At 47.4% G+C, this 13,316-nt stretch carries 4 protein-coding genes; all 4 read left to right on the top strand.

All coding sequences use genetic code 11. The annotated features are described in order from the left end of the window. Nucleotides 1-494: 494 nt before the first annotated feature. The 4 genes from QNI15_RS31265 to QNI15_RS31250 all read left to right on the top strand — a co-directional run bounded on the left by QNI15_RS31265 (nucleotide 495) and on the right by QNI15_RS31250 (nucleotide 13,158). Nucleotides 495-2,810, top strand: a complete 2,316-nt coding sequence (locus tag QNI15_RS31265) for a hypothetical protein (protein ID WP_314035633.1) — start codon at nucleotides 495-497, stop codon at nucleotides 2,808-2,810. A 53-nt stretch (nucleotides 2,811-2,863) separates the two neighbouring features. Further along, on the top strand, nucleotides 2,864-3,379 hold the full coding sequence (locus QNI15_RS31260) for a DUF6252 family protein (RefSeq protein WP_314035631.1): 516 nt from the start codon (nucleotides 2,864-2,866) through the stop codon (nucleotides 3,377-3,379). A gap of 58 nt (nucleotides 3,380-3,437) precedes the next feature. Continuing rightward, nucleotides 3,438-5,135, top strand: a complete 1,698-nt coding sequence (locus QNI15_RS31255) for a hypothetical protein (protein WP_314035628.1) — start codon at nucleotides 3,438-3,440, stop codon at nucleotides 5,133-5,135. Nucleotides 5,136-5,265: 130 nt separating this feature from the next. Continuing rightward, a complete protein-coding gene (locus QNI15_RS31250) occupies nucleotides 5,266-13,158 on the top strand; it encodes a carboxypeptidase-like regulatory domain-containing protein (protein ID WP_314035626.1) in 7,893 nt (2,630 codons plus the stop codon). The last annotated feature ends 158 nt before the right edge of the window (nucleotides 13,159-13,316 follow it).

Here is a 13,316-nt window from a genome sequence, read left to right as displayed (position 1 = left end):
AACGGCTTTTTTTGCAAACCTTTCTTTTGGTAGCAAAATCAAATCTTTTGTGGACATCTGAATTGAGGCTGACATCTTACCCGACTTATGCTCAAGAAATGTCAACACCTGGTTCACAACCAACACCTGGTTCACAACCGAAATCACCCATCCTAGCTGACAGCAGATCTCAATACTGCAGGACAAACCTTTAACAGAAGCGGATATTAGAAGCGAACGGGTATGCTAGCTGGTAAGTGTACTCATCGTCCATGTGTCCAAATACACATATTCATGTCTTTCGGGGCGGGAACAATCTCTCTAGTTTTACACTCATGTTTTACACTTAATAAAAGTAAACAAAAGGTATTACACCAAACAGGCCGCAAGGCCTTTTATCAAACCGAGCAATCTTACCCAGTCTCCAAACTATGAAACCCATTGGCGATTATCGTCAGTTACACCCTGCATTACACTCTTTACTTGTATTGATTAGCATGTTGATTTGCCTTGGATTGGGCCTTTCTGCTTGTCGGTATCAAAGTGGGCAGGTAGCCCTTCCCGAATATGGGGTGTTGTTTGTTCCCACCCCTCCCAGTGTGCAACTCGATAGTGTGAATGCCCGCAGTCTGCCGGTGCAACTATATGGAACCATCACCGCTCAGGGCTTGGATACAGTGACCCGCTATGGCTTCGTATTTTCGGCATCCAGAGCCATTCCAACCGTGAATGACAGCCTGGTGACCGTTAAGGGTAAGCCCGCTTCTTTTCCATTTGCGTTTCACCTTTCCTCGGCTTTATTTAAACGGGCCACCCGCTATTATGTGCGGGCTTTTGCGGAGAATGCCCAGGGTATTTCCTACAATAAAGATGTACTGCAATTGCTAGTGCCCGATAACCGGACACTCCCCGAAGTATCTTTAAACGCGATCGAAAACATTACTGCCAACAGTGCCAATGCCAAAGCAACCCTTACTTCGGATGGCAATACACCCATTACCGCTTATGGAATATGTTATTCAGCCACTAGTGCCAATCCGACCTTAGCAGATAAAGTACTGGTAACAGGTAGTGCCGTAACAGGTGCGTTGCCGTTTGGCTATTCGCAGGCACTTTCCTCTCTGACCGATAACACAACCTATTATGTCCGGGCTTTTGTAAGCAATGCGCTGGGGACAGCATATAGTTCAATAGTCTCTTTTAAAACCACTGCTGTACCCACGGCTGCTCCCACTGTCCAAACTGACAATACTGTTAACATTACTGCAACCACTGCTACGATAGATGGCACTTTAGTCAGCAGGGGCACAGCACCCATTATACAATATGGGGTGTGTTATTCGCCCAGCAATGCTACACCGACCCTTGCCAACACAGTGGTAGTAGCCGGCACTACGGATCCTGCTACCGTTCCTTTGTCTTTCTCAGCAACCCTAACCGGACTCACCCAGCGCACACTGTATTTTGTACGCACCTTTGCGACCAGCAGCGTCGGAACCAGTTATGGCGTGGTGCGTTCATTCACTACAAGCACACCGGTAGCAACACCGCCCAGTGTCCAAACCAACGAGGTGGTAGCCACTTCAATCACGACCAGCTCGGCCACAGCCAGCGGCACTCTTCTGACTGGTGGAACGGCCAGCATTGTACAGTACGGATTCTGTTACTCAAATACTAATCCAAACCCGACCACTGGCGATGCACTAATTACGTCCGGCAACGCTTCACCGACCAGCTTTCCGTTTCAATACACGGGCAATCTGACCGGGCTGGCAGCCGGAACGGTTTACACCCTACGGGCTTTTGCGCGCAGCAGTGCGGGTACCAGTTACGGCGCAACCAAGACGTTTCGTACTGTTGCCGCTGCAACAGCACCGCCAACGGTGCAAACCGTTACCATTCATTCCATCAGTTACAATTCGGCCAGTGTTTTAGGGAACCTAACCAGTTCGGGAACTGCTCCGGTAACCGAATACGGGATTGTATACTCGGCCACGAATGCCAATCCGACTACTGCCGATAGCAAACAAGTCACGGCTAGTGCACAGCCAGGGAGCTTTCCGTTCGGTTTCACTGGCAATCTGAGCCGACTTGTCCCCAATACCACCTATGCAGTAAGGGCATATGCGACCAGTAGTGTTGGAACCAGTTATGGAGCTGTCCAGCGTTTTACTACCCTGGTGGCCACTCCCAACGTTACGACCGACCGTGTCGTGTACAGTGAAGCCAGAAATTCGGTAACAGCCAGCGGTTCGGTCCAGTCGGTTGGGGCATCGGCAATTACCCGCTATGGATTCTGCTACTCGGCTACCAGTGCCACACCTACCATTGCCGACAATCCAACCGATGTGGGTACGGCGGTGGGGAATGTTCCTATGGCATTTTCGTATTCCTTTATCCGGTGGGCACCCGGCACCTATTACGTGCGGGCTTATGCTGTCAATAGTAGTGGTGTAGCCTATGGTAGTGTCATTGTAGTAGGGGTGTATGTGAATCCGACCGTTACAACCGACCGGACTGCAACCAAAGACAACGCAGCCGGCATACAGACACTGTTTGGCAGTATCTCATCAGGTGGCTCAGCCGTTATTGACGAATATGGCTTCTGTTACGTGCCTTCAGCCAATGCTACTACCAATTTTCAAGTCGGTGACCGGAGTGTGAGTGTAGTGCGCAAGACCAGGCCTGTACCTGCCAGCTTTCCATTTGGATTTAGCCTGGAGGTAACTGTGCCGCAAAATACCGACTACTCTTTCCGGGCCTACGCCAAAACGGCCAATGGCTATGTATACGGAAGCATCCATACTTTTTATATAACCTATAAACCTTAATTCATCTACAAGCCTTACTATATTCTTTCATCTTCTAAAACTTCTTTTCAACCATGTTGTTATTTCTAAAAAAAGCCTGTTTCTCTCTTGTATTGCTGGTTTTGATCAGTGCCTGTAAAAAAGAATCGGACAATCCCGACCCCAATCAGAATGTCTATGTAAAAGCGTCTGTGGATGGGAAAAGTTTTCTTACTGAAGGCACGCCCAGCCCTAACCAGATGACGGGTGGCAGTGCCATATTCAGCCAAACAGACAACAAACTCTATATATACGGCACAGGCACCACAACCCTACTGGCCATTACCGTATATGGATTTCCTAAGAAAACGGGTACGTATGCTCTGGGAGATGCCGATGGGAAAAATTCAGGAACGTATATTGACAATACCAACTCACAGGATCCGATTTTCTACACAACCAACAGCGGACGTACCGGCCAGTTAATCATCACGTTTTTTGATGGAAAAACCATGAAAGGAACCTTTAGCTATACTACCTACAACACCCAGAAAAAGAAAGAGGTCAGTGTGACCAATGGCGAATTGGATGTAACCTATAGTGAAATCTAAGGTATTGTTGACCGGCTATTATATTGTTGTCCGGCTACGAAACGCTATCTGACCTACTATGAAACGCTATCTGAGTGTGCTATTGTCTTGTCTGGGGTATTCGTTGCTGGCTCAGGATTTAACTACCCTGAGCCAGCAGAAACCCCTCACATTTCATGGAGGAATTACCATGCGGACAAGGTTCTACCATGCTGAGGGAATCGCAAATCGCCGCCAACCTTTTTCGTATCTGATTACCGGGTCACCGACACTGAGTCTGTATGGGTTTTCCATTCCGTTTACATTCATTGTATCTGAGCAGGAACGTTCATTTCGCCAGCCGTTCAATCAGTTTGGCCTGAGTCCTTCCTACAAATGGATCACTCTGCATGGCGGCTACCGCAACGTGTCCTTTTCTCCTTTTACACTGGATGGATACACTATGTTGGGTGGCGGGGTTGAGCTGCGACCCGGCAAATGGCACATCGGCCTGATGTATGGCCGTCTGAACCGGGCAGTAGTCGCCAATCAGAGCCTGGGCGATCTGCAGGCAGTATCTTTTAACCGCCGGGGCGTTGCCGGAAAAATCGGCTACGGTAGTGATACCACCCATGTCGAGTTTAGTTTTATCAAAGCCAAAGACAACGCCGCCAGTGTGGATTATCAGAACATAGGTCAGGATACACTGGGTGTTGTACCTGTTACACCCGCCGAAAATCTGGTGATGAGCCTGGGAGGACGTGTTGGGTTGTTAAAATATTTCTTTGTGGAGGCCGAAGGGGCGGTGAGTATTTACACAAAAAATATCCGGAGCAGCATGGCCATAGACAGTACTGTTGCCCATATTCCTGCATGGCTTCCTGCTTTAATGACCATCAATGCCAGCACCGAAAATAACAAAGCCCTTCGCGGGGTGATTGGCTACCGGCAAAAGAAATACGGATTCAGCCTGCAATACCGCCACATTGATCCGAACTACCAGTCGATGGGGGCATATTTTTTTCAGAAGGATCTGGAAAACATCACCCTCAACCCAATGGCCTTGCTCTGGCAGGGAAAGATTCGGTTCAACGGCAGCCTGGGGATTCAGCGCGACAATCTTTCGGGCCAAAAGCAAGCCACGGCCCGCCGGGTCATTGGCTCGCTCAATGCTTCGCTGGCCTTAAGCAGCCAGTTTGGCATCGAGATGGCTTACAGCAACTTTGCCACCTCCCAAACACCCATTGCCGTTAAATTTAACGATTCGCTGCGCGTAGCCCAGACTACACAGAATTTTTCCTTTACGCCTCACTATTTCATTCTGGGTGCATCCCGAAATCATGTATTTACCCTTTCAGTTAACTACATGACGCTGAACGATCTGAGTCTGCTGAGTCAACAAAGAAATGTGCACTCGACCAATGCCTTTTTCAATTACCAGATCACTTTTCAGGCTACCGGATTTAACCTGTCGGCAGGCTTGAGCTATGCCCGTCTTCAAACAGCGATGCTCACCTCGAGCAATCAGGGACTTACCTTAGGAGTGGGCAAAAGTTTGCTACATAGCAAACTTACGCTGCGACTAAATAGCTCAATTTTACAGAATCTGCAAGGGACCGCCCAGACTATGCTTTATACCAACGGACTGTCAGGGTCATACCGGGCCACCAAACGACACAGCCTGAACCTGACTGTCAATTACATACAGAACCAGGGAAGTGCAGAATCGCAGCAGGCAGGTGGCTATCCCACCTTTACCGAGGTTCGTGGTGATGTAGGTTATAACTTCACTTTCTGAGTAGCTGAGCTCTGAGTAGCTGAAAATTGACTAATTGAAGATAAGATGTCTGAAAATAGGATCTGTGAAGATAGGATCTCTTTCACAGTCAAAACCCGGCAGTGCCGGAAAAATACAGAACACGAAACACATGAAAACGCTGTCTTTTTTACGAACGTATCTACCCGGCTATCTGGCTTTTATACTTTTGAGCTGGGCGGGCCATGCGACACTGGCCCAGACACTGCCGGTTAAACTGGTCCTTACCGTGACACCTCCCTATCCGGTATCGGTCAGTTACTATGCTGATCATCCACAGCAGGTAATCGTACAGATGATCAACCTGAGTCGACAGCAGCAAAGTTTCCGCCTGGTCGGGAGCATCAATGGTCTGGACAACAATGTCAAAGTAGTGGCCAAAGACCGGGGTGCTTCGGGTGTGATTACCCTTAATCCGCTAGAGAGCCGTCCACTGACTGTTGCTGAGATTCAGGATTTGTTTGATTCGAGAAAACTAGCCTTTACCGGCATTAATTATCGTCGTACGCAGATTGACGATGGTCTTCCGGAAGGATTGTATACTGTATGCGCGTATGCAGTAGATGCCGTACGAACCAATCTGCAGCTGTCCGAAGAAACATGTAGTAATTCCTTTCCGGTTACCAATCTGGAGCCACCTATTCTAATTACTCCTGTCGCAGATGCCGAATTGCCGGTGTTGCCTGTTCAAAACCTGCTATTTACCTGGACAGTACCCGCTTCGGCGCCTCCGACAACCGAATATACCCTGCAACTGGTTGAAGTAGTGCCAGGGATGAACCCAAACAATGCCCTGCAGGCAGCAACGGTACCGGTTTTCTTTGAACGCACTGTTCAAACAAACACATTACTCTATGGACCGGCTGATCCACCCCTGGTGGCTGGACGAAAGTATGCTTATAGGGTCACAGCCACAGACCCCATGCAGAAGGCTGTGTTTCGCAATGGTGGACGAAGTGAAGTACATACATTTACCTATCTGAGCAACGTTTCTCAACCCATGATGAGTGCCTCACGTATCCGGCTGATCAGTCCCAGTGATTCACTGTGGGCATCAGGTAAAATACCTGTGATGGAAGTTAATAAGCAAAAACCTTTTGGTATATTCTGGTTTCCTGGCAGTGAATTTGTGACAGTTGACAGCTCACAGGTATATTACGAGACGATTACCTATCAGGAAAATGGTCTGACCAAGACCAGTAAAATCAGACGGGGTTCTGATATGCTGATGATCAAAAAAGATTTGCGGTATACAATGGAAATTGCCGATGCCAATACGGGTAACATTTTACTCTCCCAGACAGGTAAAAACCTGTTTTATTACTCTGCTACCAAGCCACTTTCAGTACTAAAAAATGAATCGTTTTATACTGTCCGCATTACCGGAACCGATACGGTTACCAATAAAAAAGTGGCCCAGTCAGACAAGGTAAAATTTCTGTACAAAATCATTCCGGATGACATTTACAAATGGGATGTCACCCTGACAATGCAGCTTGTGTATCGGTACGACTCGGACACAGAAACCTATCCCTACCAGGGTAGTGCCACGCTACGCAAATTTTACGCAGTGGTAGATACCACTGCCGGTAAAGGTAGTACAGGAGCGAAGGTGATAAAAGGAATGATTCCCGTTCAGCAGGTCAATCCGGCAGAGTACTCTTCCACACTGGCTACTGCCAATACTGACTCGGATGGAAAGCTGACGTTTACCTTCAATGATGTGCAGCAGATGCCATATATGCCACTATCGGGGGTGAATGTCAAAACTACCGAAAAGTTAGTCATCCGTCCGCAGTATGTGGTAGAGGTGAATGCATCCTATTTCGAAGTGTTGAAAGATACTTTTTTACTGGCGGGCGATACGCTCGATGCCGGAACGATTACGCTTACCCCCTACAGTTACCAGTTGACTCTTAAGGTGGAGAAAGGCTACAAGCAGGTAGGAAGCACACTCATGGGAAGCACATCGATGGGAAACGGAAAGTTTGCACCAGTGGCCCCTACAGCGACAGGGCCGGTAAAGGTAAAAGAAGCCATCGGCGGGCTCGAGGTTATTTTGTACCGCCGTTCCAACAATAGTCAGGGCTTGCCTGCCATGGAAGGACAGAAAGGACTGAAAGATAACAAACTGTCTGCAGCACAGATACTACTTGAACAGACCCAGAGCCAGCTACATACCGAAGTACTGCCCGGTTCGTACACAATAGGGCCTGACGGCAAACCGATAAAAACGGCAAGCCCGCAAGAGGGGTTCAAGGGTGTCGCCGTCGCCTCGGAGACTACTCAGATTATCAATAATTCGCAAAATATTGCCGAGGCCTTAGTAACCTTCAAACGGCTGTTGGTTAGCCAGCAGACGCCCACCGATGACTACTATATACGGGTGATTGATGTGATGAACCAAAATAAAGTGATGAAAGATGAAAAGTTGCCCTTTGATGCAGTCTGGTTTCTAACCAATGGCAAAACAACCGGCCCTGATTTTGTTTCCACACAAGTAAAGCCTACCTATTACCAGGTCAGAAAAACCCTGACCTGTGAAGTGACCAATCCGCCGACAGCCAGTCTGAAAGGCCGGTTGTTGTATAGATACCGGGATGGGGTAGGCGCCAGCCGCCCAAGCCATAGTGTGCCAGTTGCCTTACAAGGCTCACTGGTATTACACACAACTTTTGGTTCCATTGTGTTTTCACCCAAGGATGCGGGCAAGAGTCAGTTTGTGGGAGAAATTGTTAAAGAGTCTGGAAAAGTGCGAACCCACACCCGCTACAGTTTCAATTTACAAAACTATCCATCTATTGCTAACAGCAAAGTGATACAGGCGGCCGGTAAGGTGGTAGCCAAAGGCACTACCGATGCCAATGGCTACTTTGAACTGAAAAACTTTGCCATCTGGGACTCGGTAAAGACTTTTCCGATTACGATAACAGCAACCATACTTCACGAATACATCGGTGAGGAAGTGGCCACGCACGGCAAGTCTACGGGTATCAAGGAAAAATACATAGACCCTCGTGTAAATCCGAACCCTTACGAAAGCTACCTCTCAGGTTCATCCTATGTAAGTATGCCAGGCTATGACCAGCAAAAAGGGTATCAGCAGGTAGGAACATGGGCTAACAGCAAACAAGTGGCAATTGGACAAAACGCAGTGACTGATTTGAATAGCGTACCCGTTCAGACTACAACCAATGCGCAACAAAATGTACAGCAGAAAGCCCTCAAAGCCAAGCAGACAGGCAAGGGTGGTCCCGCAGATCCGGAAAACTGGGAATCAGATCCGGAAAACTGGGAAGGGGCCTGGTTCGATGAAAACGATGGCAGCATTAGTGGAGAACTAGCCTTTACCTACCGGTTGGTTCCGCAACTGCCGTATTACCTGACGGTTGAAAACGATATTAACATCAATCCGTTAGAGAGTAAGGACATAGGCACGGTTACCAGTGTGGTCAATGATTTTACGGCTTCCATCAAAGTGGTTGCCCAGGGTGACAAAACGCAAACGGGCATTTCCGGAGCAGCGCTGCGCATTAAACGCCGGGACGAATCGCCGTATACCGAAGTGTATTACCCCAAAGGCGAACTGGAAGAGACCCTGAGCCTTTCTTCCAAAGCAATCCCTGATCCCAATGATAAAAACAAGCTGATTCTGCGTGAAAAGACTTCGGGTGAAACCACACAGCTAATGCACCTGCTGCCAGCTGAATATACCATTGAAGCCTATTTTAACGATAGCCTCCAAAACCAGTTGGCCTCATATACGACTAGCTCAGAGGTTTCGCTGTCTGAGGTACTGAAAAACAACGGCATTATTACCGTACAGAAAAAAAAGCCGGTTATCGCCGGGCGTATTGTCAACAAATATTCTACCCAGGGCATTGCCGGGATAGAGGTCAACTTACTGAGTCTGGGTGTGAACACACTCAAGCCCGTGAAAACAGATAAGGACGGCTATTTTGTTTTTTCCGATTTGTCTACCGATGTCAAAGAGTGGCTTTGGTATGTGGACTTATCTACGTATGGATATAAACTGGAGTGGTCAAAGCCACAACAGGATTCGCTCAAAGCCTCCGATAAAAAAGCTATGATCGATTACCACTATGGAATTCTTACCATCCAGTATGGGCAAATGGGCCTGGGCGATAAACGTTTCATTCCATTACAGGCAGTACCCAATGCAGTAGTCAAAACGATTGTGATCAATGAAGAAAACCAGAACATACCCGCTTTGTATAAAGTTGCTTCAATAGGAGCCCTCAAAGAAACCCGCGACTTGCCCAACTGTTTCAAACCTATCAGTGGTTTAGCAAACAGCAATTCAAATCAGAAAAACTTCAACCTGTCCTTGTCTCCAACCGAGAGTGTTCTGTCGGGTAATAAGCCTAGCAACAAGGTGAGTAATAAGGCCGATAATAAGCCAAAGCAGAGCAATGGAGAAGCTTTCTATAGTTCAGGGCAAATGAATGCTTTAGGACAAATGAATCTGAGTAAAATAGATGCAACACATGCGAAAGTCACGCCCAGTGCAAATCTTGCGGACCAGGTTATGCCAGCTAAAAATGTGTATCTGATTGAAGAGTTTGAAGATGAGCTGGGTGCTGAGTGTCCACAAGTGGTAGAGGCTTTGGTGCCTTCGGCAGGAACAGATACCCTACTTGTTGTCGCCAATGATTTGCGCTATTTTCCTGAGAAGATAGTAGTGTCTAAACTGAAAAAAGACACCAATAGCCTCCCGCCCATCGTATTGAAAAAACGCCTGCACCGAATGCGCTTTATTGTCACTACGGCAGATCAAAAAAACGGAGTGGTTCCGAAAGGAGGCTTGATTCAGCTACTCGACCAGGCATTGCCCTGGAATGGGTCAGCTGTTACACACGGCTTTTTTAATATTGCCGAAGACAATTTCAAAGTTAAGTATAGCCCGCCTCAGAGTTCGAATGTGTGCGTACTCGATACGATCATAGTCAATGCCGAAAGCAAGGAATGGGTGGATGTTATTCTGAAAGTGAAGGAAGGTAAAAAAATAAATGGGACGGTTATGTTGAAAAACCAACCACTGGCCAATGCCAGAGTGACTTTTGACGACGGATCAGGCAAGTCGGTGGCATATACTTTTTCTGATGCACAGGGTAAATACGTACTCAGGGGCATTGAGCCAGGCCTTAAATCACTCAAACTGATTGCCACCCCTCCCGGGGATTATCCAAACGTGGCAGGAGAAAGTGTAAACGTACCCGCAAGCAAGTCGGTAGTCAACTTTACACTGAAACCCACACCCTTTAATCTGGCGCGCCTGGTGGGCTATCCCATAAAGGTGGAGTCGTATGCAGAAGCCAATGGCATTTACGTTATCAGTGGCATATTGGACATGGCCAGCCTGGGCGGGCAGTTCGGTTCACACCTTAAGGCTCTGGATGAAACGGCTCGCATTCCGTTTACCAACCTGTCCATACGGGCTGGAACAAAGAAAGACGCAAGCGGTGTGCCTTATGCGGTGCCTGTTCCGCTGAGCTTCAAACTTGGAGCCAATCCTCAATTTCTGCTCGACGGCAAATACACCCTCAAAGTCAGTGGGATCATGGACGTTCAGGCTCCGGTGATCGGTCACAAACAGGGCGTGGACTATGCGGGGTATTTGTCTTCCCGGGTGCAACTGGTTAACAACTCTTTTGATTTGCCGGGGAGTTATTTCAAGTTTGGCAACGACCAGTTCTATATCATTGAACAAACAGGCAACAGCCAAAAAGAAGGCAATCATAAAGGTTTAGAACAAAAGCTGGAAACTATTCAACAGGAAAGCAGTCAACAAAAGCCTGTCCAGGAATTGGGCATTGCTTTAAAAGAAAAAAGCCAATGGCAAAGCAACCTGCAATTCATGCCTACGACCGAAAAGATGTATGACCAAAACGCAACGGCTGATTTTTCTACTGATTACCATTTTGGTGACCAGTCAGGTAATCCGATTCGTTTCAAATTACTTGAATTCGCAGGCAAATCGCTGCCTGAAGATACACGTTATCAAAACCAGGCCATTGTCCTGCAAAAACCGATAGTAACAGCTACTAATGTATCCACACTGGATGGAAAGCTGCTCTCATTTGAAATTCCGGCGGTAACAATCAACGAAAAAGGCATCAGTGAAGTGAAAGCGCAGCCTGGCAAACCGCTGATTGTGAATCTGGAAGATTGGCGGCTGGAAATCAGAGACTGGATTTTCTCGGGAGAAGAGGGTGGTTTTTATAGTAATAAACTGACAAATAACCTGCTCAAGACCAACTTTGCCAACCTCAATTTCCAGACTTTCCGTTTGCGGAATGATAAGAGTTTGGCTACACTCTTTATTGACAAAGTTAACTTTACTCACATGAAGGTGGCCGGTGCTGTCGAGCTGACTCTGGACCCGGCAAAGACTGAGACTGTATTTGGCATTGACTCCAAAACCGGAGCCGACCTGAAAGCCCACTATGTGCTCAAGTTTGTTTCCAAATCAGCCGAGCCGGTAGCTTCCATCAAAGGGGATCTTTTGGGTTTTGGCAAAGAGAACCTGAACTTCCAGGCCATTACCCTGATTAGCAGTAACCAGACGAACAGCCTGATTGAACTGGTGCCCAACACCCCCAAGGTGCTGGTAGATAATATTCTGCCCTTTCAGCCCAATGGCTTTATGTCCTCGGCCACTGATTTTACCGTCATGGGGACCTATCAAATGGGCATTCCGCGATTAGGCGATATGGAAGGCGCTTTCCGGTATTCTAAATCTTCTGGAAGCAAACCCGCCCGCGAACTGCAACTCGATCAAGAGAAGCTAACCTTTAACCTGGGCAAAGGAAATGTGGTGTTCAAAGCAACTGGTGCCCTGCAACTCATGCCGGACTCGCTACGCATCCATGGAACAGCCAGTGAAGAAAAAGAAGGCTTAATCCTGCCAGTCATTTTGCGTAAAAACGCCCAAGGAATTATTGAAATCACGCAGGAAAAAAATATCGCATCGGCGGGTAATCCGGATCTGGAAATCCGTTCCGGAAAGGCATCGGTTGTGGCCAGTGACTGGGATTATCTTCGGTTTATAGGAGTAGGTACCCAAGGAAAGCTACAAGAAATACAAAATCAACCCTTGCCTTTTACTGTGTATGGGGATATCAAATGCGAAGGCGGAGCGGTAAAGCTGACCTCGATCACAACACCTTTGGGCAATATGAATCTGGTGTTTGACTACACAAAGCCACGAATGATGGGAACCCTTGAAGTAAAGAATCTGAAACTGGGACCAGCCGGATTTACAGGCAGCGCCGAGATGATGCTGGAAAAACCCGGGTTTTATGTCATGGTCAATGGGGATATTTCCTTACCGGTACCCATTCTGAGTCCATTGAAAGCAGGTATCTTGATCGGAGTGCATGGGGCAGTCCCTGCAAATGTAGTTGCCAAAACCGAGCAGTTCAATTACCACAAAGGCGGTTTTTGTACTCCTACGACTGATCTGGCAGGAATCTATTTATGCGGGCGAAAAGATATTATCAAGCCTTCCCAGAACGGTTTTGCGCTAGGTCCGGTAGCAGTGCGGTTCGGCTATCAGGTAGGAGCCGATGCTTCGTTACTGCTCAACTTCACGGCTTTAGATGACCAACCCCAGTTTCAACTTATGGCGGGGGCATTTGGAAAGGGATTTCTGGAGATGAGTTCGATCACCTGTACTACCCTTGATTTTAAGGGTGAGGTAAATTTATTGGCTAAGATTGCTTTGATCAATTTGGACCAGGGTCTGGGAGCGCTCAATGCCAGTGTATTGTCAACCATAAACCTGGAGGGGAAACTGGTACAAAAGATTCCGGTTCCTTCACTGAGTGAAGGTATTTCGTGTGAAGGCTCTCTTTTTTCCTTTGATAAGACAGTGAATGTGTATGCTATCATGGAAATAGCCAACGGAAAGCCCTCAGTGGATTTTGCCTTAGAGAAAAAAGACGCGACAGGAAACTGTGAGCTAATACAAAACAAGAAGTAAGCAGCCAGTAGAAGCTCTAACCTTGTAAAAGATCCAAGATTTTCGATCCGGGTATTTCTAAAAACAATATTCTTTTGAATTAGTACAATCTGAATTAGTACAAAACGATCATGAAAACTCTCTATCACATTATTGTTTTTTTATGGATAAGCACCTAT

This window comes from Xanthocytophaga flava (assembly GCF_030068545.1).
GTDB classification, from domain to species: Bacteria; Bacteroidota; Bacteroidia; order Cytophagales; family 172606-1; genus Xanthocytophaga; species Xanthocytophaga flava.
This window is presented reverse-complemented; position numbering and strand designations above follow the sequence as displayed.

Bases quoted from the DNA above. Each gene is read 5' to 3' on its own strand.
- QNI15_RS31260 (WP_314035631.1), top strand. From the start codon at position 2,864: ATGTTGTTATTTCTAAAAAAAGCCTGTTTCTCTCTTGTATTGCTGGTT.
- QNI15_RS31255 (WP_314035628.1), top strand. From the start codon at position 3,438: ATGAAACGCTATCTGAGTGTGCTATTGTCTTGTCTGGGGTATTCGTTG.
- QNI15_RS31250 (WP_314035626.1), top strand. From the start codon at position 5,266: ATGAAAACGCTGTCTTTTTTACGAACGTATCTACCCGGCTATCTGGCT.